Raw genomic sequence first — 21,044 nt, 5'->3', positions numbered from 1 at the left:
TTGACGGGCTTGAGCGCTAGCGGCAGGTTGGCTGCGGTCCCTTCCCTGCATAGCCCCCTCATGTTCACCGTCGCCAGCCTCTGGATTCCCTTCACCGTCGTCGCCGCGCTCGGGCAGGTCGCGCGCAATGCGATGCAGCGGTCGCTGACGAAGCCGTTGGGGACCTGGGGAGCGACCAATATCCGCTTCCTGTTCGGCTTTCCGTTCTCGCTATTGTTTCTGGGCGTGGTGCTGATCGCGACCGGCGATCATCTCGGCCCGCCGCCCTCCGTGTTCTGGCCGTGGCTGCTGCTGGGTGCGCTCAGCCAGATCGTCGCCACCGGCCTGATGCTGCTCGCGATGAACGACCGTTCCTTCGTGGTGACGACGGCGTATCTGAAGACCGAGGCGATCCAGACCGCGATCTTCGGCTTCGTCTTCCTCGGCGACCACCTGACCTGGCTGAAGGTGCTGGCGATCGTCATCGCGACAATCGGCGTCGTCATCACCGCGCTCAGGTCCGGCGGCGAGAAGAGTTTTGCGGAGCTGAAGCCGACCATTACCGGGCTCGTTGCCGCGGCGGCCTTCGCGTTGTCCGCTGTCGGCTTTCGCGGCGCCATTATCAATGTTCCCGGCGTCTCTTTCGTGACCGCGGCCTCGCTCACGCTGGTGCTTGGCCTGTTCGTGCAGACGCTGATCCTGACCATCTATCTGCTCTGGCGCGCGCCAAAGGTGCTGCAGGCGATTTTGGGCTTGTGGAAGCCGTCGATGCTAGCGGGCTTCATGGGCGCCTTCGCCTCGCAGTTCTGGTTCCTGGCGTTCGCGCTGACGGCCGCCGCCAATGTCCGCACACTCGCTCTGATCGAGGTGCTGTTCGCGCAAGCCGTGGCGTATTACTCGTTCAAGCAGCCGATCGCGCCACGCGAGCTTGCAGGCATCGCGCTGATCATCATCGGCGTGGCGGTGCTGGTGGGAGCCTAGTTCCTGTCTTCCGGCAATGTCGGCAGCGGCGATACCTTGATGCCCTCGTCGATCAGCGATTTCGCCTCCTCGGGCGAGGCCTCGCCGTAGATCGGACGGTGCTCCTTGTCGCCGTAATGCATCGCGCGGGCTTCGTTGGCAAAGCGCTCACCGACATTGTCGGCGTTCTTCACGATGTGATCGCGCAGCTCCTTCAGCTTGCTGCGCAGCTCTTTCTCCTGCGCCATCAACAGCGAGGTCGGTCCTGACGGTGCAGCCTCGGGCGCGGGAGCAGCCGCGGGCTCAGGCGGCGGCGTTGCACGGCCGCGGCCCTTCTTGCCGACGATGCGCGGGGCCATGATCGCCTTCTCGACCTTGGCCGAGCCGCAGATCGGGCAGGTCACGAGCTTGCGCTTAACCTGCGAATCATACGCCGACGAACTCTGGAACCAGCTTTCGAATTCGTGGCTCTTGTCGCAGTGGAGCGCGTAGCGGATCATGCCGATCCTCGCACCAGGTGCAAATGATCCGGCCCCGCCTTGGGGTCGGCGACGCCGAAACGACGGCCGTGCTGGAGCGAGGGGATCGCGCGGCGTGCGGTCTCGACCTTGGCCGGGTCGATCCTGGCCATGATGATGCCGGGCTCGACATCGCCCTCGGCGAGGATCTCGCCCCAGGGATCGATGATCAGCGAATGGCCGTAAGTCTCGCGCTTGTTCTCGTGGGTGCCGGCCTGGGCCGCGGCGAAGATGAAGCAGCCGGTCTCGATCGCGCGCGCACGCAGCAGCACGTGCCAATGCGCTTCACCGGTCTTGCGGGTGAAGGCAGAGGGCACGGTGATGAAGTATGCGCCGCTCTCGGCCAGCGCGCGGTAAAGCGCCGGGAAGCGCACATCGTAGCAGATCGTCAATCCGACGCGGCCCCAGGGCAGATCGGAGATCACCGCGGTCTCGCCCGGCTGGTAATTGGCGGATTCGCGATAGCTCTCGCCGTCCGGCAGCTCGATGTCGAACATGTGGATCTTGTCGTAGCTCGCGAGCACATTGCCCTCGGGCCCGATCAGGAAGGAGCGGTTGACCGCCTTCTCCGGCGAAAAGCGCAGCGCCAGCGAGCCGACATGGAGATGGATTTTCAGTTCCGCCGCGAGCGCCCGGTAGGCCTTCAGCGAAGTGTCGTCCTCTTCGCTCTGCAGATGCTCGAACAGCGCCTTGCGGTTCAGCTGCATCATGTTGCTGACTTCGGGCGTCTGCACGTAGTCGGCGCCGTTGGCGGCCGCCTGCCGGATCAGCTTCGTCGCTTGGGCCAAGCTCGGCTCGGGCATCAGGCCGGTGCGCATCTGCACCATGGCGGCGGTGAACGTGCGGTTCTCGCTCATGACGTGGCCTTCACACCTTCGAGCATGCCGTCGAGCTTGCCCTCGCGATCGAGCGCGTAGAGATCGTCGCAGCCGCCGATATGGGTTCCGCCGATCCAGATCTGCGGAAAGGTCGAGCCCTCGCCGGCGCGGTCGTACATCTCGTCCCGCCAGGAGGGGTTCTTAGCGACGTCGAATTCGGTAAAAGTCGCCTTCTTGCGGGTCAGCAGGGACCTCGCCGCGGAACAATAACCGCAGCCCGGCCTGGTGTAGATCTCGACAGCAGCAGTCATGGCGTCCGGCGCTCTCATGTCATGAAGTCATTGAATTATATGGGACGAGGGCCGCTCTCGACAACCCGGGCGAAGACCAGCACGTCGACCTGGGCGGCTTTGGCCCGGAGCAGGACCCGCGCACAGGCATCCAGCGTCGCCCCCGAGGTCAGGACGTCGTCGATCAGGACAAGGCGGCGGCCCTGGATTTCCGCCTGACGGTCGGGGGATACCTGGAACGCGCCCTGCACATTGGTGGCGCGCTGGGCCCGCGACAGGCCTATCTGCTGCTCGGTGGCGCGCACCCGGCGCAGCACCTCAGTCCTCGCCTTGACCCCGCTCTGCCGCTCGATGACCTGCGCCAGCGCCCCGGACTGGTTGTAGCGGCGGCGCCAGGCCCGCCGCCAATGCAGGGGCACCGGCAACAGCATGTCGGCGCCATCAAGCAGTTCGCCGCCCGCCCGCGCCATCCAGCGGCCCATCGCGGGCGCCAGATCGGTGCGGTCCTGGTACTTCAGCGCATGCACCAGCGTGCGCGCGACGTCGTCGTAACGGACAGCCGCGCGGGCGCGCTGGTAGGCCGGCGGGCTCGCGATTGCCTCCATCGACAGCATGTCGGGGCCGGGATCATAGACGAAGGGAATTCCGAGCCGCGGGCAATAGGGCCGCTCGATGAACGACAGTCGCGCCCAGCAGGCCGCGCAGACGCCCTCGCCGTCGACCGGCTCGCGGCACGACACGCACAGCGTCGGCAGCGCGATGTCGAGCGCCAGCCGTGCCGCGCGCGACAGGATGTGGCGGCCGGCCGTCCATGCGGCACGCAGCGGTGCGGCGATGGAACGGTTGGGGGCGGTCTCGGCTTCCATAGGGGAAGGCTAGCGCCGCACAGGCCGGATTGCCAGAACCGTCGAGATCGGCATAACCAGCGGCATGGCCCAGACACCCCAAACCCCGCCCGCTTTATTCGATCGTGCCTTGCTGCATGCGCGGCAACGGCGGGCGCAGGCGCAAGGTGCCGTGGGCTTCCTGCTCGATCGAGTCGCCGAGGACATGTCTGACCGGCTGGCCGCGGTGATGCGGGATTTCCACGCGGCGGCCGATCTCTGGACGCCCGGCGAAGGTCTTGCGGACCTGCGTACGCGGCTTCCGTCTATCGCGCACATCGCTCTCGATGCGGCCGGTGCTGAGAAACTGCCCTTCGCGCCGGAAAGCCTCGATCTCGTCGTCTCCGCGCTGGCACTGCAATTTGTCAACGATTTGCCTGGCGTGCTCGCGCAAGTTCGGCGCGCGCTGAAGCCCGATGGCTTGCTGCTCGCCGCGATGCTCGGCGGGGACAGCCTGACCGAGCTGCGACAGGCCTTTGCCACGGCGGAGGCCGAATGCGAGGGCGGCGTCTCGCCGCGCGTGGCGCCGTTCGCCGATTTGCGCGACATCGGCGCGCTATTGCAGCGGGCGGGATTTGCCCTGCCGGTGACCGACGTCGACCGTGTCGTGGTGCGCTACGGCAATGCGTTCGCGCTGATGCAGGATCTCCGCCGCATGGGCGCGGCCAATGTGCTGATCGAGCGGCGTCGCACGCCGAGCCGGCGCGCGACGCTGTTGCGGATGGCGGAGATTTATGCCGAGCTTTTTGCCGATGCCGACGGCCGGATCCGTGCGACCTTCGACATCATCTGGCTCTCCGGCTGGTCCCCGCATGCGAGCCAGCAGCAGCCGCTGAAGCCGGGATCGGCGAAGGCGAGCCTGGCGGACGCGGTGAAGAAGGCGGGGAAGGAGTGATCCTCATGGTGAGGAGGCGCGTAAGCGCCGTCTCGAACCATGCAGGCCCGGCTCTTGCCGTTTGGCCATCCTTCGAGACGACCGCTTCGCGGTCTCCTCAGGATGAGGCCCGTGCTCACATCAACAGATCAATCAAATGCGGGATCAGCGGAATGTCCGCGGGCGGCATCGGGTAGTCGCGCAGCTTGTTGGCGCGGACCCAGGCCAGGGTCTGGCCTTCGCGCGGCGCCATTTGTCCCTCCCAGCGCCGGCAGACATAGAGCGGCATCAGCAGGTGGAAGGTCTCGTAACCGTAGCTCGCAAAGGTCAGCGGCGCCAGGCACGGCTCGGCGACGGTGATGCCGAGCTCCTCGTGCAGCTCGCGGATCAGGCTCTGCTCCGGCCGTTCGCCCGGTTCACACTTGCCGCCGGGAAACTCCCAGAGGCCGGCCAGCGTCTTGCCCTCGGGGCGCTGCGCGATCAGGACGCGCTTGTCGGCGTCGATCAGCGCGCAGGCCACAACCAATGTCAGTTTCAGATCGGCCATACGTGAATGTCGCTCGCTGAAGATCACCCGCAACGGTTAGTTAACCCCGTTGCGGCCGGGGTTTCCAAGTTCCATAAGTCATATTTAATCCGGGGTTCCTAGAGTGGAAACGCTTAACCACTCCGGGCCCGAACCATGCGCGCTGCGCTTTCCACCATCATCCGCCGGTTCGTTCACGACCGGCGCGGCAATATCGCGGTGATCTTCGCGCTTGGCTGCGTCCCACTGATCACCGCGGTCGGCTGCGCGGTCGACTATTCGCGCGCGACGCAGACCCGGGCCAAGCTTCAGGCCGCGGCCGACGCCGCCAGCGTCGGCTCGATCGCCAAGGCGTCGCCGGCCTTCAAGGCCGCCGGCACCATGACGTCGGATGGCTCGATTTCCGTCGGCGTCACCGACGCCAACAACATCTTCAACGCCAATCGCGCCAATCTGACCGGCTATACCCTCAACAGCGTCACGCCGACCGTGGTCAAGACCGGCTCGACCGTCACCTCGACTGTCGCGTTCAACGCCACCATCAACACCATGTTTCTCGGCCTGATCGGCAAGACCGCACTGGCGCTGACCGGTACGTCGAAAGCGACGGCCAGCATGCCGCTCTATATCGACTTCTACCTGCTGCTGGACAATTCGCCGTCGATGGGCGTCGCGGCGACGCCGGACGACGTGACCAAGATGGTCAACAACACGTCCGATAAATGTGCCTTCGCCTGCCACGACTACAACGACTCCAAAAACTACTACAATCTCGCCAAGACGCTCGGCGTGACGACCCGGATCGACGTGCTCCGCAGCGCGACGCAGTCGCTGATGGACACGGCCGCTGCCACGCAGACCTATTCCAATCAGTTTCGCATGGCGATCTACGATTTCGGCGCCTCGTCCAAGACGATCGGTCTGCGCGCGTTGTTCTCGCTCTCGTCGAGTCTGTCGAGCGCCAAGACGGCGGCCGGCAACATTGACCTGATGGGCGTCTACGGCAACAACGACAGCTATACCAAGGACCAGGATACGCAGTTCAGTACGCTCTTTCCGGCGATCAGCAACGAGATCCCGAATCCCGGAAGCGGCACGTCCAACTCGCCCCTGAAATATCTATTCTTCGTTTCCGATGGCGTTGCCGACGAAAGCAACGCGGGCTGCCTGAAGCCGCTCTCGGGAAGCTCGCGATGTCAGTCGCCGCTCAATGCCTCGCTTTGCAAGGCGATGAAAGATCGCGGGGTCAAGATTGCAGTGCTGTACACAACGTATCTGAAACTGCCGACCAACAAGTGGTACATGGACTGGATCGACCCATTCAACCAGGGCCCGTTCGGCCCATCGCCGAACAGCCAAGTCGCGCAGAACATGCAGAGCTGCGCCTCACCCGGGTTCTATTTCGAGGTCAGCCCGACCCAGGGCATCGCGGATGCCATGAACGCGCTGTTCAAGAAGGCGGTTGCGGACGCGCGCATCTCGGGGTGAGTTGCTCACCTCTCCCCGCAAGCGGGAGCTACGACCTGTAATCGCCGTTGATCGCGACATACTCCTTGGTGAGGTCGCATGTCAGTACGCGGTCGCGGCCCTTGCCGAGGCCGAGCGAGACCTTGATCGCGATCTCCGGCGCCTTCATCGCTTCCGAGACCTGCGCCTCGTCATAATCAGGATCGCGCGCGCCGCTCCTGGCGACGCGGATGCCGTTGAAGGAGATCGAGAGCCTGTCGCGATCGGCCGGCTCGCCGGCCTTGCCGACTGCCATCACGACGCGGCCCCAATTGGCGTCTTCGCCGGCGATCGCGGTCTTGACCAGCGGCGAGTTGGCGATAGACATCGCGATCTTGCGCGCCGAGGCCTTGGTCTTGGCGCCCTCGACCGTGATCTCGACCAGCTTGCGCGCGCCTTCGCCGTCGCGGGCCACTTGCTCGGAAAGATTGGCGAGCACTTGATTGAAGGCTTTGACGAACGCTTTCAGGCGCGGATCACTGGCGCGGCTGATCTTCGGGGCGCCGTGCTCGGCGGCAGCGCCGGTGGCGAAGGCCAGCAGCGTGTCCGACGTGGACGTGTCGCCATCGATCGTCACCGCGTTGAAGGTGTCTTCGACGCCGGCCTTGAGCAGCGCCTGCAAGGCCGCGGGCGCGATCGGTGCGTCGGTGAAGACGAAGGACAGCATCGTCGCCATGTCGGGGGCGATCATGCCGGCACCCTTGGCCATGCCGTTGATGGTGACCCTGGCCTTGCCGAGCTTGACGGTCGCGGTCGCGACCTTCGGGAAGGTATCGGTGGTCATGATCGCCTTGGCAGCATTGAGATAATCGCCGGGCTCGGCGGCTTCGGCCAACCGGCCCAGCACGCCGTCGAACTTGGTCGCGTCGAGCGGCTCGCCGATCACGCCGGTCGAGGCCAGGAAGATCTCGCTTTCGCTGCATCCGACCGCCTTGGCCGCGATCTTCGCAGTCAGCGCGGTGGAGGCACGGCCGGTCTTGCCGGTGAAGGCATTGGCGTTGCCGGAATTGACGACGAGCGCGCGCGCCTTGCCGCCCTTCAGCTTGGCGCGGCACCATTCCACCGGTGCGGAGGGGCACTTCGATTTGGTGAAGACGCCGGCAACCGCGGTGCCCTTGTCCATCACCGCCAGCAGCACGTCGGTGCGGTTCTTGTAGCGGATGCCGGCCTCGGCCGTCGCAAGACGAATGCCCGCGATCACGGGCATATCGGGAACGTTTTTCGGGGCGAGGGGAGAGACGGAGGAGGACATCGCGGGGGCGCCTTGGTGGGGTCTGGATATGCAGATGGCCGGACCATCAAGTGGCCCGGCCATTGCGACGTTAGATACTCTTGGCGTCCGTGAAGTGACAGCGAATTCTTACGTCTTCGCGGGCTTACTTCTTTGCAGGCGGCGCCATCTTGCTGTCGGACGGCTTGGCTGCGTCCGCCGGCTTGGCGTCTGGCTTGGCGTCCGCCGCCGGCTTGTCCAGCCGCTCGACCTTGGCTTCCGTCCGCAGCTTGGCGACGTAGTCGGCCTGGGCCTTGCGAGTGACGTACTGCTCGATCTGGGCCTTGACCTGCTCGAAATCAGGCGCCTTGCGGTTGCGCTTTTCCTCGACCTTGATGACGTGCCAGCCGAACTGCGACTTGACGGGGTCGGAGATCTTGCCCGGCTCCAGCGCGAAGGCGACAGCCGAGAATTCCGGCACCATCTGCTCCTTGGTGAAGAAGCCGAGATCGCCGCCGTCGGCCGAGCCCGGATCCTTGGACTTCTTCTTGGCCAGCTCGGCGAAATCGGCGCCCTTGTCGAGCTCGGCCTTCACCGCCTTGGCCTCGTCCTCAGTCTCGACCAGGATGTGGCGGGCGCGCACTTCCTGCTCGCCGGTGATCTGCTTGGAGGCCTCCTCATAGACCTTCTTCATGGCGTCGGGGGTGGTGGCGGCCTTGCCTTCCTGAGCCAGCAGGCTGTCCATCAGCAGGCGGGTGCGGGCGAATGCCAGGCGCTTCTTGAACTCCTCGCTGTCGGCGATCTTCTTGTCCTCGGCGGCTTTGCCGACGATCTTCATGTCGATCAGGAAGGACAGGACGTTCTCGTCCTTGGTTGCCGGGTCCATCTGGGCGAGGCTCGCTCCGAGTTCCTCCTCGGCCATGGCAACGTCGCTCTTCTTGATTTCCGCGCCGTTGACCTTCGCCAGCACCGGATCGTCGGCGGCCCGGAGCGGGCCCGCGATCGCCAGGGACAGCCCCAAGGCGAGGCAGCCAGCCAGGGCGGACGCATGGCGGAAACGCTGGCCGGTGGTTGCCGGGAACGAGGTGGTCATGGAAAATCCTTATGTTGAAGCAGGGGGCTGCTCGAAGCGGGGCGGACACTCGCCCAATTCAGGGGGGCTTGGCAACGCGAAAAGTCTGTCAAAATGATGAATTAGCCGCAATGTGCCCGCCGTTGACAAGGCCCTGACCGGGCCATATCTCTGCCCGGTCGCGACCATGGCGATGGCGTTTATTTTGCTGCGTTTTTGGCCGTTGAACCCAGACTTGTCCAATTCCCACCCATATAGCGGATGAACCCGCAGTCCGGGCTCTGACTCCGCGAGGCGTCACGGTGAGTTGATGGGCAGGCGGGTGACAACTTCTTAGGCCCAACGCGGTTGAATCGCGAACACAGGAACCAGGCATGATCGGCGCGCTCGCCCGCAAGTTTTTCGGCTCCGCCAACGACCGGCGGGTGAAGGGATATCAGTCCCGCGTCACCGCGATCAACGCGCTGGAGGCAGAGGTCTCGAAGCTCTCCGACGAGGCGCTCAAGGCCCGCACCGCCGACTTCAAGAAACAGCTCGCCGAGGGCAAGACGCTGGACGACCTGCTGGTGCCCGCCTTCGCCACCGTGCGTGAGGCCGCCAAGCGCACGCTCGGCCAGCGCCATTTCGACGTCCAGCTGATCGGCGGCATGGTGCTGCACGAGGGCGACATCGCCGAGATGAAGACCGGCGAAGGCAAGACGCTGGTGGCGACCCTTGCGGTCTACCTCAACGCGCTCGCCGGCAAGGGCGTCCACGTCGTCACCGTCAACGACTACCTCGCCCGCCGCGACTCCGGCTGGATGGGCCAGATCTACGGCTTCCTCGGCATGACCACCGGCGTGATCGTCCACGGTCTCGACGATGCCGAGCGCAAGGCCGCCTATGCCTGCGACATCACCTACGGCACCAACAACGAATACGGCTTCGACTATCTGCGCGACAACATGAAGTACCGGCTCGAGGACATGGTCCAGCGCCCGCACTTCTACGCCATCGTCGACGAGGTCGACTCCATCCTGATCGACGAGGCGCGCACGCCGCTGATCATCTCCGGTCCGCTCGACGACCGCTCCGATTTCTACAACACCATCGACGGCTTCCTGCCCAAGCTCGACAAGACCGACTACGACGTCGACGAGAAGCAGCGCACGGTGACGCTGACCGAAGCCGGCATGGAGAAGATCGAGACCCTGCTGCGCGATGCCGGCCAGCTCAAGGGCGAGTCGCTCTACGACGTCGAGAACGTCTCCGTCGTGCACCACATCAACCAGGCGCTTCGCGCGCACACGCTGTTCACGCGCGACAAGGACTACATCGTGCGCGACGACGAGGTCATCATCATCGACGAGTTCACCGGACGCATGATGGCCGGCCGCCGCTATTCCGAAGGCCTGCACCAGGCGCTGGAAGCAAAGGAGCACGTGCAGGTCCAGCCGGAAAACCAGACGCTCGCCTCGATCACCTTCCAGAACTATTTCCGGATGTACGAGAAGCTCGCCGGCATGACGGGCACGGCGCTGACGGAAGCCGACGAGCTGTTCGATATCTACAAGCTCGAGGTCGTGGAGATCCCGACCAACGTGCCGATCGGCCGTCTCGACGAGGACGACGAGGTTTACCGCACCCACAAGGAGAAATACACGGCCATCCTCGCCGAGATCGAGCGGGCCAATTCGCGGCTCCAGCCGGTGCTGGTCGGCACGGCGTCGATCGAGAAGTCGGAAGTGCTGGCCGAGTTTCTGAAGCAGAACGGCTACAAGCAGATCGATTTCGGCAAGGAGAACGCGCTCGACAAGCTCTACGCTGCCGCCCGCGCCGGCAAGCCGGCGAAACTGTTCGCGGTGCTGAATGCGCGCTTCCACGAGCAGGAAGCCTATATCGTCGCGGAGGCCGGCGTGCCCGGCGCGATCACGATCGCGACCAACATGGCCGGACGCGGCACCGACATCAAGCTCGGCGGCTCGCTCGAGATGCGCGTCCCGAAGGAGACCGCGGGCATCGAGGACGAGGCCGAGAAGGCCAGGAAGATCGAGCAGATCAAGGCCGACGTCGAGCGCTTCCGCGACATCGTGCTGAAGGCCGAAGAGACCGTCGAGATCGAGCCGGCGAAGGGCAACAAGCCCGCCAAGACCGTGACCAAGCCCGGCGGCCTCTACATCATGGGCTCCGAGCGCCACGAATCCCGCCGTATCGACAACCAGCTGCGCGGCCGTTCCGGCCGTCAGGGCGATCCCGGCCGTTCGAAATTCTTCCTGTCGCTGGAAGACGATCTGATGCGCATCTTCGGCTCGGATCGCCTCGACAGCATGCTGCAGCGTCTCGGCCTGCAAGAGGGCGAGGCCATCATCCATCCCTGGATCAACAAGGCGCTGGAGAAGGCGCAGCAGAAGGTCGAGGCGCGCAACTTCGACATCCGCAAGAACCTCCTGAAGTTCGACAACGTCCAGAACGACCAGCGCAAGGTGATCTTCGACCAGCGCATCGACCTGATGAAGGACGAGAGCGTCGCCGAGACCGTCAACGACATGCGCCACGCCTTCATCGACGATCTCGTCGCCAAGCACGTGCCGGAGCATGCCTATGCCGAGCAGTGGGACGTCGCCGGCCTGAAGGAAGAGCTGAAGCGCGTGCTCGATCTCGACCTGCCGGTCGACGAATGGGCCAAGGAAGAGGGCATCGCCGACGAGGAGCTGCTCACCCGCATCGAGAACCGCGCCGACGAGCATATGGCGGCCAAGGTGGCGCAATGGGGCCCCGACGTGATGCGTTACGTCGAGAAGACCATCCTGCTGCAGACGCTCGACCATCTCTGGCGCGAGCATCTGATCATGCTCGACCATCTGCGCCAGGTCATCGGCCTGCGCGGTTACGGCCAGCGCGATCCCCTGCAGGAGTACAAGACCGAAGCCTTCAATCTCTTCCAGGAGATGAGCGCGCATCTGCGCGAGGCGGTCACGGCGCAGCTGATGCGGGTCGAGATCGTCCCGCCGGAGCAGGAAGCGCCCGTGCTGCCGCCGATGGAGGCGCACAAGTTCGACCCCAATACCGGCGAGGACGAAATGGCGCTCGCCAGCGTCACGCTCGGAGCCCAGACCTCCGATGCCGCGCTGCGCGATCCCAACAACCCCGCCAGTTGGGGCAAGGTCGGCCGCAACGAGGATTGCCCCTGCGGCTCAGGCAAGAAGTACAAGCACTGCCATGGGCGGTATGCCTGATCGATGATCTCGATACCCGGCGAACTCGCGGTGCCGCATTGGCCTGCGAGTTCGCGAGGGATTGAAATGCTTCCGATCGGTGCCTGCTGATCTTCAGGGGCATCTCGAATGGCAGGCGCACGCAGCTGAAGCCCGGAAAGCCGATGGTCAAAGCGCAGCATCGTGTCCCGGAGAACGCCTGCGGGTAGATCATTCAATCTTTTGCTACTGCTCATTGTGATCTGGTTCACCTCACCTGCGCTCAATCCGTGTTTTGATTGAATTGCAGGGGGGCCGAAAATTGGGAGCCAGACAATGTCCAGACGCGCGCTGCCAACCACCTTGTGTGTTCTTGTCCTGAGTTTCTACGCTTGCGATTCCGCCCCTGCGAGCCAAGTGGGCGGATGGTGGGGCGGAACATGGTCGTGCAACATAGACGGCCGGCCGGCCCGGATGAAATGGGCCGCCGTTGATGACAGTCAGACAAGCTGCGACGGCGACACTTGCACCACCAGCTCGGGAGCACGCTGGGCAGGCAGCTTCTCGGATAATGGCTCGCGATGGGTGAAGTTGACAAATCCACGCAGCGGAACGCAGGGCGGCGTATACTTCAACCATGCCGACGGCAATAAATGGTATTTAGCCAAACCGGTCAGCAACAAGGCCGCGGGCTGGACGACATGGAACGGCCAACGCTATCGCCTCTCGTGCTGGCGATGATGAATGGCGGATGAGCGTGGCGGCTTCGCAAGGCCCCCACGCTCCAATCACGAGGTCTAATTCGAACTGTCGATCAAGCTCTCCAGCAGCCGCTTGAGCTCGCTCGTCGACTTGTCGCCATAGCTTTCCAGGATGTGCTCTTCCTGATCGACCGCGAGCGAGTTGAGCTTCTTGCTCAGCACCTTGCCGCGGTCGGAGATGAACATCAGCACCTTGCGGCGGTCGTTCGGGTCCTGCACGCGATAGACCAGCGTGTCGGAGACCATGCGGTCGATCATCTTGGTCAGCGTCGGATGGTTGAGCAGCACGGCGTCCGCAAGCTCGCCCATCGAGTGGCCATTACCGTCCGACAGCACCTTAAGGATGCGCCATTGTTCGACGGGAACGCCTTCCTTGCTCAAACGCAGTTCCAGCTGCCGGTTGATCTCCCGGTTGGCTTGCGCGAGCAGATAAGCGAGGTGTTCGGTGATTGGAGTGTTTGGTTTTGCCACGGCTAAGACTTCGTCTTGACCCGAATGAGTGAATGTCTTGCAATCAATGCTGCATCTATATGCACTTCAATTGTTGAACATTCAATATTTTCAAAATAGGATGTTTGCCTAACAAAAGGGCGGAGGCCGCGGCCGCCCGAACAATGTGCTTTCAAGTCTGGTGCCAGACAGGAGTTGGCGTGCGCGCGACGGTAAACTTCCCGGCTCACGGCGGTCCGGCGTTGCCGCCGTCCCTGCTGCTCAGGAATCTGTCGTCACCGGCGGCCAACGGTGCGGTGTCGCCGAGCGATCACGCTTTCCTTCGACGGGGCGGCGCCAACAAGCTGCGCGTCGGCTGCTTCATCTGCTGCAGCGGTCCGCCCGGCATCTGGGGGCCATGCGCGACCAACACCGCGCAGCTCGCGGTCGCCGAGATCAACAAGCGTGGCGGCATTCTGGGACGTGAGATCGAGCTGTCGATCTACGACGCCGGCGGCGCGCTCGACGGTGTTCTGAACCGCGCAGAGCAGGCGGTCGTCGACGATGAGATCGATCTCATCGTCGGCATGCACACCAGCGCGGTCCGCGTCGCGCTGCGCAAGATCACCACCGCGAACCGGATCCCCTACATCTACACGCCCGTCTATGAAGGCGGCGAGCGTACGCCCGGCGTGATGGCGATCGGCGAGACGCCGCGCTGGCAGAGCAGGCCGTCGATCCACTGGCTCGCCGACGTCAAGAAGGCGCAGCGCTGGTACCTGATCGGCAGCGACTATGTCTGGCCCTGGCAGTCGCATCGCGCGGTGAAGCGCTACATCAAGGAAACCGGAGGATGCGTCGTCGGTGAGGAGTTCGTTCCTCTCGGTGAGGATAACCACGAAGCTCATCTGGAGCGTATCCGCGCTGCGAGACCGGATGTGGTCCTGATCTCGCTGATCGGCACCGACAGCATCACCTTCAACCGCGCCTTTGGCGAAAGCGGCCTTGGTGCAACCGCGCTGCGGCTCGCCGGTGCGATGGACGAGACCGTGCTGCTCGGTATCGGCGCCGACAACAGCGAGAACATGTTCTGTGCTTCCGGCTACTTCCCCGGCGTCGGCTCGCGCGCCAATGATGATTTCCAAGGCCGCTATCGCGCGATGTTCGGCGCCAACGCGCCGCCGATCGGCTCGCTTGGCCAGTCCAGCTATGAAGGCCTGCGCTTCCTCGAAGCCGTCGCGAACAAGGCCGGTTCGCTGTCGATGGCGCCGATGCTCGCCGCGGGTCGCAACATCGTCTACGGCGGCGCGCGCGGCCCGGTGACGGTGCGCGACGGTCACGCCCGGATGCAGATGTATCTCGCTGAGGCCGACGGCCTCGACTTCAAGCTGATCAAGCCGGTCTGACGCCGGCGCGGCAATCCGCTCTCGCCCTTTCGCAAAATAATACTTGAAAAGGAAAATATTTCCGCCTTGAATGTTTCGGCCGGCCGATGCGCATGTCGCGCAAATCGTGGCCGCGCGCCGTTCAAGAAACTTCAGGAGAACGCCCGTGACAGTTGTCCTTCCCACACCAGCCCAGCTTCTCGATGTCGCCAAGCAGTGCGGCCTTTCGCTGACCGACGACGACGTCACCTCGTTCCGTGGCCTGATGCAGGGCTCGATCGAGGCCTACAATCTCGTGGGGGCGATGCCGGACGAGGTGCCGGAGGTGAAATACCCGCGCACGCCGGGCTACCGGCCGTCGGCGGAGGAGAATCCGCGCAACGCCTGGTATCGCAAGTCGACGGTGAAGGGCGCCAGTTCGGGCAAGCTCAAGGGCAAGACGGTTGCGCTGAAAGATAATATCATGCTCGCCGGCGTTCCCATGATGAACGGCTCGGCGACGCTCGAGGGCTACATCCCCGATTTCGACGCCACGGTCGTCACGCGCATCCTGGACGCCGGTGGGGAAATCCTCGGCAAGACCCATTGCGAATCCTTCTGCATGTCCGGCGGCAGCCACACCGGCGCGGTCGGTGCGGTGCATAATCCCTACAAGATGGGCTATTCGGCCGGCGGCTCGTCGTCGGGCAGCGGCGTCGTCGTAGCGCTCGGCGAAGCCGACATGGCGATGGGCGGCGACCAGGGCGGCTCGATCCGCATGCCGTCGTCGTTCTGCGGCACCTACGGCATGAAGCCGACCTGGGGCCTCGTGCCGTATACCGGCATCATGCCGATCGAGATCTTCGTGGACCACACCGGCCCAATGACGGCCACCGTCGCCGACAACGCGCTGATGCTCGAAGTGCTCGCCGGCGACGACGGCTACGATCCCCGCATCAAGGCGCCGAAGGTCGAGGAATACACCAAGGCGCTCGGCCAGGGCGTCAAGGGCATGAAGATCGGCATCTTGAAGGAGGGCTTCGAGCAGGCGACCGCCGAGGCCGCCGTCAACGAAAGCGTCCGCGAGGCCGCCAAGCGCTTCAAGGATTTGGGGGCGACGGTCGAGACCGTTTCGATCCCGATGCATCTCGCCGGCCCCGCGATCTGGACCCCGATCGGCACCGAGGGCATGACCCAGACCATGATGTATGGCGATGGCTATGGCCTGAGCCGGTCCGACCTCTATTCGACCACGCTGATGGATTTCCATCGCGGCTGGCGGCGCCAGGCGGATTCGCTGTCGGAAACGACAAAACTGTTCCTGCTGCTCGGCACCTACATCAACAACAATTTTGGTCCGCGCTATTACGGCAAGGCGCTCAACATCTCGCGGCGCCTGACCGCGGCCTACGACAAGGCCTTCAAGGACTACGACCTGCTGCTGCTGCCGACGACGCCGATGAAGGCGACCAAGCTGCCGGAGCCGACAGCCAGTCGCGAGGACTATGTCGCCCGCGCGCTGGAGATGATTTCCAACACCGCGCCGTTCGACATCACCCATCATCCGGCGATGTCGCTGCCTTGCGGCATGGTTGACGGCCTGCCGGTCGGCCTGATGCTGGTCGGCCGGATGTTCGAGGAATCCACCATCTATCGCGCCGCGCATGCGTTCGAGCAGATCGGCGACTGGAAGAAGATGTGAGCGCGGCATTGATGCAGGCGGACGGGGCAGCAAGGTATGGCTAACGCGTTCGTCGCGGCGTTCGAGATCCTGAGCTTCGGCGCGATCATTGTCCTGATCGTGCTGGGGCTCGGGATCATTGCCAGCATGATGGGCATCTTCAACTTCGCGCAGGGCGAGTTCGTCCTGCTCGGGGCCTACATCACCTATCTCGCCTACGCCAAGGGTCTGCCGATCTGGGCCGGCATGGTCGCGGCGCCCTTCGTGGTCGGCGCACTCGGTTTCGTGCTGGAGGCTCTGATCATCCGGCGATTCTATGCCGCGCCGATCGTCGCCATGCTCGGCACCTATGCGCTCGGCCTGATCATCCGCGAATCCGTCCGCGGCCTGATCGGCGGCTTCTATCTCACCGTGCCCGAGCCGATCGGCGGCTCGATCGACATCGGCGCCATGCACATCTCGGCCTGGCGCTTCACCATCATCGTCATCACGCTGCTGGTGATGACCGGTTGCTATCTCCTGCTGTCGCGCACCAACTTCGGCCTGCGCATGCGCGCCACGCTCGAAAATCCATCGCTGGCGCGGGCCTCGGGCATTTCCACGCCCCTGATGTACGGCGCCACCTTCGCATTCGGCTCCGCGCTCGCCGGCCTTGCCGGTGCGCTGATCGTACCGGTGTTCAGCCTCTATGCCGATCTCGGCCTGCGCTTCCTGATCCAGGGGTTCGTCGCGGTGATGGTCGGCGGCGTCGGCTCCTTCATCGGGCCGGTCGCGGGCGCCGGCGTCATCGGCACGCTCAGCGCTGCGCTGCCGTGGATCATGGCGCCCGTCGTCGCCGACGTCCTCGTCTTCGTTCTCGCCATTGCCTTCATCAAATTCCGCCCGCAGGGCCTCATCGCTGGAAAAGGGGTTTAACCACATGTTCGATCGTACTCAGCTCTCCCGCCGCCGCTTTCTCTCCAATTTTGCCTTTGCCTCCGGCGCGGTCGCGACCGGGGTCGGCAGCTGGGTGATCCCGGCGCCCTGGGCCAATGCGGCCGAAGCCCCGATCAAGGTCGGTATCGCCACCGACCTCACCGGCCCGATCGCCTATGCCGGCAACGCCGACGCCAACGTCGCGAAAATGGTGATCAAGGAGATCAACGCCGCCGGCGGCCTGCTCGGCCGACCACTGGAGCTCTACATCGAGGACACCGCCTCGAACGAATCGGTCGCCGTCGGCAACGTGCGAAAACTGATCCAGCGCGACAAGGTCGACATGGTGCTGGGCGGCATCACCTCCTCGATGCGCAACGCGATCAAGGACCCCATCGTGGCGCGCGGCAAGACGCTCTACATCTATCCGCAGCTCTACGAGGGCAAGGAGTGCACGCCCTATCTGTTCTGCACCGGGCCGACGCCGGCGCAGCAGTGCGACGAATTCATTCCCTGGCTGATCAAGAACGGCGGCAAGAAGTTCGCGCTGCCGAGCGCCAATTACGTCTGGCCGCATACCCTGAACGTCTATGCCCGCAAGGTGATCGAAGCCAACGGCGGCGAGGTCGTGTTCGAGGAATACTACCCGCTCGATCAGGTCGACTTCTCCTCGACCGTCAACCGCATCATCTCCAACAAGGTCGACGTCGTCTTCAACACGGTCATTCCGCCGGGCGTCGGCCCGTTCTTCAAGCAGCTCTATGAAGCAGGCTTCCTCAAGAACGGCGGCCGTCTCGCCTGCGTCTACTATGACGAGAACACGCTCAACATCAATCAGGCCGCCGAGATCGAGGGCCTCGCCAGCTGTCTCGACTATTTCAAGGTGTTGACCAAGGAGAACCCGTTCGACGCCAAGATCCAGGCGGCCTACGAGAAGGATTTCCCCGGCAACTTCCTGTTCGCCGCCGGCAGCGCCGCGACTGGCACCTATCGCGGCCTCAAGCTGTGGGAAGCCGCCGTGAAGGAAGCCGGCAAGGTCGATCGCGACTCCGTTGCGGCCGCGCTCGATCATGCCAAGATCGCGGAAGGCCCGGGCGGGCCGGCCGAGATGGTGCCGGGCAAGCGGCACTGCAAGATGAAGATGTACACCGCGGTCGCCAAGGCCGGGAACTACGAGATCGTCGGACGCAGCAACGGGCTCGTCGATCCCAAGGAATGCTAAAGCGGAATGCCGAAGTCGATGGGCGCAGTGAAACAGGCGATCCCCGCCGCAATCGGCGGGGAGGCGGACGTCGCCATGGATAGCAGCAGGGCGGCGAAGCAAAAATCGACGCGGAAAATCCTGCCGATCGTCGAGGGCGTCGTGCTGGTCGCGGCGCTGCTCGCGCCGTTGCTGCTGCAGGACTATCTCACGGTGTTCGCGACGCGCGTGATCATCCTGGCGCTGTTTGCGCTGTCGTTCGACCTGGTCTGGGGCTACGCCGGCATCATGAGCTTCGGCCAGGCCCTGTTCTTCGGCTCGGCCGGCTATGGCGTCGCGCTGCTCGCGCGCGACCTCGACATCACCAACATCTTCCTGGTGCTGCCCGCGGGCACCATCATCGGCCTCACCTTCGCGCTGCTGCTCGGCGGCTTCCTGCTGCTGGGTCGGCATCCCTCCAGCGTGATCTTCGTGTCGCTGGGCACGCTGACCGGCTCCTACGCAGCCGATCGCCTCGCGCGCGGCTGGTATTATCTCGGCGGCCAGAACGGCATCCCCTCGATCGCGCCGATGACGCTCGGCGGCTACGAGTTCACCGAAGGGCCGCCCTTCTATTATCTGGTGCTCGGCATTCTCGTGGTCGTCTACCTGCTCTGCCGCTTCCTGGTGCGCTCGCAATTCGGGCTGGCGCTCGCAGGGCTGCGCGAGAACGAACAGCGCATCGCCTTCTTCGGCTACAAGGCGCAGCACCTGAAAGCGATCATCTTCGCGATCGGCGGCGCCGTTGCGGGGATGGCGGGCAGCCTCTATGCCTTCCACGAAGGCTTCGTCTGGCCCAACATGGTCGGCGTCGTGGTCTCGACGCAAGTCGTGCTCTATGTGCTGTTCGGCGGCTCCGGCACGCTGATCGGCGCCGTCATCGGGGCCGTCATCGTCGAGGGCGTCAGCTTCTGGCTCTCGGACAATTACCGTGACGTCTGGCCGATCATTCTCGGCGTGCTGCTGCTGCTCGTCATCCTGTTCCGGCCGCTCGGCCTGATCAGCTTCGTGCTCGGTGAGCGCGAGCGCGTCGGCAGCTTCGGTGCGAAACCCAAAGAAAACGTCAAGGAGAAGCGCAATGCTCCTTGAAGCCGCCGGCATCACGAAGATATTCGGCAAGCTCACCGCGCTCGACGGCGCCGCGCTCAGCGTCGGAGAGAACGAGTTCCACGGCCTGATCGGCCCGAACGGCTCCGGCAAGAGCACCCTGATGAAGTGCATCGCGGGAGCCGAGGTGCCGACGCAAGGCAAGGTCTCGTTCGTCAACACCGACATCACCGCGTTCACGCCGACCGAGCGGGCGCGCGCCGGCATGAGCCTGAAATTCCAGATCACATCCGTGCTGCCGTCGCTGACGCTGTACGACAACATCCTGCTCGCGCTGCAGGCGCAGTCCTCGCTGATCGACCTCCTGTTCTCGCGCACGCGGGATGCGCTGCACGAGCAGGTCATGACCATGCTGACGCAGTTCCGCCTCGCTGATCGCGCCTTCGAGCCCGCAGCGGCGCTGTCGCACGGCCAGCAGCAATGGCTGGAGATCGCGATGGCGCTTGCCGGCAAGCCGAAGCTGCTGCTGCTCGACGAGCCGACCGGCGGCATGAGCCTCGAGGAGCGCCGCGTCACCGGCGAGTTGCTGCAGCCGATCAAGCAGCATTGCTCGCTCGTCATCGTCGAGCACGACCTCGATTTCATCCGCGACATCTGCGATCGCCTCACCGTGCTCGACCAGGGCAAGGTGCTGGCGTCGGGCACGGTGTCGGAGATCCAGGCCAACAAGGCCGTCCAGGAGATTTATCTGCGCCGTGCCTGAATTTTTGGACATCAAGCATCTCGACGCCGGCTATGGCCGCAGCCAGGTCCTGTTCGACGTCACCCTCGGCATCCCCTGGCGCGGCGGTGTCGCCGTGCTCGGGCGCAACGGCGCCGGCAAGACCACGCTGATGAAGACCATCGTCGGCGAGCTGCCGGCGTGGAAGGGCGAGGTCGCCTTCGACGGCCGCGACATCAGCCGCCGCGCCACCCAGGAACGCGTCCGCGCCGGCATCGGCTACGTGCCGCAGGAGCATTCGGTGTTCGCACGCCTGTCGGTGCGCGACAATCTCGCGGTCGGCTCGCTCGCGAGCAGCAAGGCCGACGCCGTCGACCACGTGCTGACGATCTTCCCCAAGCTCGGCCAGCGCCTCGACCAGCCCGCCGGCACGCTCTCCGGCGGCGAACGCAAGATGCTCGCGATCGGCCGCGCCCTGCTCGGCGATCCCAAGCTGCTGCTGCTGGACGAGCCGACCGAGGGCGTCTGGATCGGCGTCATCGAGGAGATCACCGAGCGACTGATCGAGCTCGCCCAAAGCATCTCCGTCATCATCGTCGAGCAGCACCTCGACCTCGCGCTCCGCGTCGCCGATTACGCCTATGTGCTCGACCGCGGTCGCGTCGCGCTGCAGGGGCAGGCGGGCGAGGTGAGGGACAATCCGGAGCTGGTGCGGTATCTGGCGCCGTAAGCAAGTGCTGCCGACACCATCTGTCTTGGGCCCCCGGGTGTTCCGTCATCCTGAGGTGCGAGTGGGGCGATGCGCAGCACCGCGCCGGGAGCCTGCTTGCTATACGGGAAGTCGCGACCGATAGGGCGCGGTCAGAAGCAGCATGAAAAGCGCTCGTTCGGCTTGGTACTTTGCGGCAGATCGAGTTGATTCTCGCCCCTGCGCCACAACTGCTCCCTGGCTGTTGCAGATGCTCCAGGCCCATCTTTTTCGCCTGCGCGGCACCAAAGTCACTTCGAATGTCGGAAACTCCGGCCTGACCATTGTTGCCGCTTCTCGCCATGCATCCAACCCGACAAACTTGAAC

19 protein-coding genes are annotated in these 21,044 nt (G+C 64.4%); 11 read left to right on the top strand and 8 right to left on the bottom strand.

Translation table 11 applies throughout. The features are described 5' to 3' along the window. The first annotated feature begins 60 nt into the window (after window positions 1-60). Entirely contained in the window at window positions 61-960 is a 900-nt protein-coding gene (locus IVB24_RS00665) for an EamA family transporter (protein ID WP_166467445.1), read from the top strand. On the opposite strand, the gene IVB24_RS00660 is transcribed toward IVB24_RS00665, so the two are convergent. From IVB24_RS00660 to IVB24_RS00645, 4 genes are read right to left on the bottom strand one after another with little or no spacing between them, the layout of a single operon-like run. Further along, a complete protein-coding gene (locus IVB24_RS00660; RefSeq protein WP_247771734.1) occupies window positions 957-1,439 on the bottom strand; it encodes a DUF1178 family protein in 483 nt (160 codons plus the stop codon). The two genes, IVB24_RS00665 and IVB24_RS00660, sit on opposite strands and share 4 nt — an antisense overlap. Then, window positions 1,436-2,314 carry a carbon-nitrogen hydrolase family protein gene (locus IVB24_RS00655; protein ID WP_094973574.1) on the bottom strand — a complete coding sequence of 293 codons (879 nt, stop codon included), beginning with the start codon at window positions 2,312-2,314 and terminating at the stop codon, window positions 1,436-1,438. The genes IVB24_RS00660 and IVB24_RS00655 overlap by 4 nt, the downstream gene beginning before the upstream one ends. After that, window positions 2,311-2,586, bottom strand: coding sequence for a glutaredoxin 3 (gene grxC, locus IVB24_RS00650; RefSeq protein WP_094973573.1), 276 nt, complete (start codon window positions 2,584-2,586; stop codon window positions 2,311-2,313). Before grxC ends, IVB24_RS00655 begins: the two co-directional genes overlap by 4 nt. Before the next feature lie 35 nt (window positions 2,587-2,621). Then, on the bottom strand, window positions 2,622-3,431 hold the full coding sequence (locus IVB24_RS00645) for a ComF family protein (RefSeq protein ID WP_247771733.1): 810 nt from the start codon (window positions 3,429-3,431) through the stop codon (window positions 2,622-2,624). Between the two features lie 64 nt (window positions 3,432-3,495). Between IVB24_RS00645 and IVB24_RS00640 the strand changes: the two genes are divergently transcribed. Then, window positions 3,496-4,344, top strand: a complete 849-nt coding sequence (locus IVB24_RS00640) for a methyltransferase domain-containing protein (RefSeq protein WP_247771732.1) — start codon at window positions 3,496-3,498, stop codon at window positions 4,342-4,344. Window positions 4,345-4,459: 115 nt separating this feature from the next. Here the strand turns inward: IVB24_RS00640 and IVB24_RS00635 are convergent, their stop codons facing one another. Then, window positions 4,460-4,870 carry a (deoxy)nucleoside triphosphate pyrophosphohydrolase gene (locus tag IVB24_RS00635; RefSeq protein WP_094973570.1) on the bottom strand — a complete coding sequence of 137 codons (411 nt, stop codon included), beginning with the start codon at window positions 4,868-4,870 and terminating at the stop codon, window positions 4,460-4,462. Window positions 4,871-5,005: 135 nt separating this feature from the next. Here IVB24_RS00635 and IVB24_RS00630 point away from each other — a divergent pair, with 135 nt between their 5' ends. Further along, complete coding sequence (locus IVB24_RS00630; protein ID WP_166467441.1) at window positions 5,006-6,337, top strand: TadE/TadG family type IV pilus assembly protein; 1,332 nt, start codon at window positions 5,006-5,008, stop codon at window positions 6,335-6,337. Between the two features lie 28 nt (window positions 6,338-6,365). On the opposite strand, the gene argJ is transcribed toward IVB24_RS00630, so the two are convergent. Further along, window positions 6,366-7,607 carry a bifunctional glutamate N-acetyltransferase/amino-acid acetyltransferase ArgJ gene (argJ, locus tag IVB24_RS00625; RefSeq protein ID WP_166467440.1) on the bottom strand — a complete coding sequence of 414 codons (1,242 nt, stop codon included), beginning with the start codon at window positions 7,605-7,607 and terminating at the stop codon, window positions 6,366-6,368. A 124-nt stretch (window positions 7,608-7,731) separates the two neighbouring features. Next, window positions 7,732-8,658: a peptidylprolyl isomerase gene (locus IVB24_RS00620; RefSeq protein WP_247771731.1), complete on the bottom strand. Its 927-nt coding sequence runs from the start codon at window positions 8,656-8,658 to the stop codon at window positions 7,732-7,734. A 353-nt stretch (window positions 8,659-9,011) separates the two neighbouring features. Between IVB24_RS00620 and secA the strand changes: the two genes are divergently transcribed. Next, window positions 9,012-11,852 carry a preprotein translocase subunit SecA gene (secA, locus tag IVB24_RS00615; RefSeq protein WP_094973566.1) on the top strand — a complete coding sequence of 947 codons (2,841 nt, stop codon included), beginning with the start codon at window positions 9,012-9,014 and terminating at the stop codon, window positions 11,850-11,852. Window positions 11,853-12,607: 755 nt separating this feature from the next. On the opposite strand, the gene IVB24_RS00610 is transcribed toward secA, so the two are convergent. Beyond that, a complete protein-coding gene (locus IVB24_RS00610; protein ID WP_007599198.1) occupies window positions 12,608-13,042 on the bottom strand; it encodes a MarR family transcriptional regulator in 435 nt (144 codons plus the stop codon). 179 nt (window positions 13,043-13,221) lie between these two features. Between IVB24_RS00610 and IVB24_RS00605 the strand changes: the two genes are divergently transcribed. The 7 genes from IVB24_RS00605 to IVB24_RS00575 all read left to right on the top strand — a co-directional run bounded on the left by IVB24_RS00605 (window position 13,222) and on the right by IVB24_RS00575 (window position 20,698). Further along, window positions 13,222-14,406, top strand: a complete 1,185-nt coding sequence (locus tag IVB24_RS00605; RefSeq protein WP_247771730.1) for a substrate-binding domain-containing protein — start codon at window positions 13,222-13,224, stop codon at window positions 14,404-14,406. Between the two features lie 145 nt (window positions 14,407-14,551). Then, window positions 14,552-16,066, top strand: coding sequence for an amidase (locus IVB24_RS00600; protein ID WP_094973639.1), 1,515 nt, complete (start codon window positions 14,552-14,554; stop codon window positions 16,064-16,066). Between the two features lie 36 nt (window positions 16,067-16,102). After that, window positions 16,103-16,960 carry a branched-chain amino acid ABC transporter permease gene (locus IVB24_RS00595; protein ID WP_247771729.1) on the top strand — a complete coding sequence of 286 codons (858 nt, stop codon included), beginning with the start codon at window positions 16,103-16,105 and terminating at the stop codon, window positions 16,958-16,960. Between the two features lie 4 nt (window positions 16,961-16,964). Continuing rightward, window positions 16,965-18,182 carry a substrate-binding protein gene (locus IVB24_RS00590; RefSeq protein WP_094973563.1) on the top strand — a complete coding sequence of 406 codons (1,218 nt, stop codon included), beginning with the start codon at window positions 16,965-16,967 and terminating at the stop codon, window positions 18,180-18,182. 6 nt (window positions 18,183-18,188) lie between these two features. Then, the gene (locus tag IVB24_RS00585) at window positions 18,189-19,289 is read left to right on the top strand and encodes a branched-chain amino acid ABC transporter permease (protein WP_247771728.1); all 1,101 of its coding nucleotides are present in this window, start codon (window positions 18,189-18,191) and stop codon (window positions 19,287-19,289) included. Next, complete coding sequence (locus IVB24_RS00580) at window positions 19,279-20,010, top strand: ABC transporter ATP-binding protein (protein WP_094973561.1); 732 nt, start codon at window positions 19,279-19,281, stop codon at window positions 20,008-20,010. The genes IVB24_RS00585 and IVB24_RS00580 overlap by 11 nt, the downstream gene beginning before the upstream one ends. After that, window positions 20,003-20,698 (top strand): ABC transporter ATP-binding protein, encoded by a 696-nt coding sequence (locus tag IVB24_RS00575; RefSeq protein ID WP_247771727.1) that lies wholly within the window; start codon window positions 20,003-20,005, stop codon window positions 20,696-20,698. The genes IVB24_RS00580 and IVB24_RS00575 overlap by 8 nt, the downstream gene beginning before the upstream one ends. Window positions 20,699-21,044 lie beyond the last annotated feature (346 nt).

Source organism: Bradyrhizobium sp. 192 (assembly GCF_023100965.1).
Classification (GTDB): domain Bacteria; phylum Pseudomonadota; class Alphaproteobacteria; order Rhizobiales; family Xanthobacteraceae; genus Bradyrhizobium; species Bradyrhizobium symbiodeficiens.
Note: the sequence above shows the minus strand (reverse complement) of the source record. Positions and strands in the feature narration are given on the sequence as shown.

Excerpts from the sequence above, each read along its gene's own strand:
- IVB24_RS00665 (WP_166467445.1), top strand. The coding sequence starts at position 61 with ATGTTCACCGTCGCCAGCCTCTGGATTCCCTTCACCGTCGTCGCCGCG.
- IVB24_RS00660 (WP_247771734.1), bottom strand. The coding sequence starts at position 1,439 with ATGATCCGCTACGCGCTCCACTGCGACAAGAGCCACGAATTCGAAAGC.
- IVB24_RS00655 (WP_094973574.1), bottom strand. The coding sequence starts at position 2,314 with ATGAGCGAGAACCGCACGTTCACCGCCGCCATGGTGCAGATGCGCACC.
- grxC (WP_094973573.1), bottom strand. The coding sequence starts at position 2,586 with ATGACTGCTGCTGTCGAGATCTACACCAGGCCGGGCTGCGGTTATTGT.
- IVB24_RS00645 (WP_247771733.1), bottom strand. The coding sequence starts at position 3,431 with ATGGAAGCCGAGACCGCCCCCAACCGTTCCATCGCCGCACCGCTGCGT.
- IVB24_RS00640 (WP_247771732.1), top strand. The coding sequence starts at position 3,496 with ATGGCCCAGACACCCCAAACCCCGCCCGCTTTATTCGATCGTGCCTTG.
- IVB24_RS00635 (WP_094973570.1), bottom strand. The coding sequence starts at position 4,870 with ATGGCCGATCTGAAACTGACATTGGTTGTGGCCTGCGCGCTGATCGAC.
- IVB24_RS00630 (WP_166467441.1), top strand. The coding sequence starts at position 5,006 with ATGCGCGCTGCGCTTTCCACCATCATCCGCCGGTTCGTTCACGACCGG.
- argJ (WP_166467440.1), bottom strand. The coding sequence starts at position 7,607 with ATGTCCTCCTCCGTCTCTCCCCTCGCCCCGAAAAACGTTCCCGATATG.
- IVB24_RS00620 (WP_247771731.1), bottom strand. The coding sequence starts at position 8,658 with ATGACCACCTCGTTCCCGGCAACCACCGGCCAGCGTTTCCGCCATGCG.
- secA (WP_094973566.1), top strand. The coding sequence starts at position 9,012 with ATGATCGGCGCGCTCGCCCGCAAGTTTTTCGGCTCCGCCAACGACCGG.
- IVB24_RS00595 (WP_247771729.1), top strand. The coding sequence starts at position 16,103 with ATGGCTAACGCGTTCGTCGCGGCGTTCGAGATCCTGAGCTTCGGCGCG.
- IVB24_RS00590 (WP_094973563.1), top strand. The coding sequence starts at position 16,965 with ATGTTCGATCGTACTCAGCTCTCCCGCCGCCGCTTTCTCTCCAATTTT.
- IVB24_RS00585 (WP_247771728.1), top strand. The coding sequence starts at position 18,189 with ATGCCGAAGTCGATGGGCGCAGTGAAACAGGCGATCCCCGCCGCAATC.
- IVB24_RS00580 (WP_094973561.1), top strand. The coding sequence starts at position 19,279 with ATGCTCCTTGAAGCCGCCGGCATCACGAAGATATTCGGCAAGCTCACC.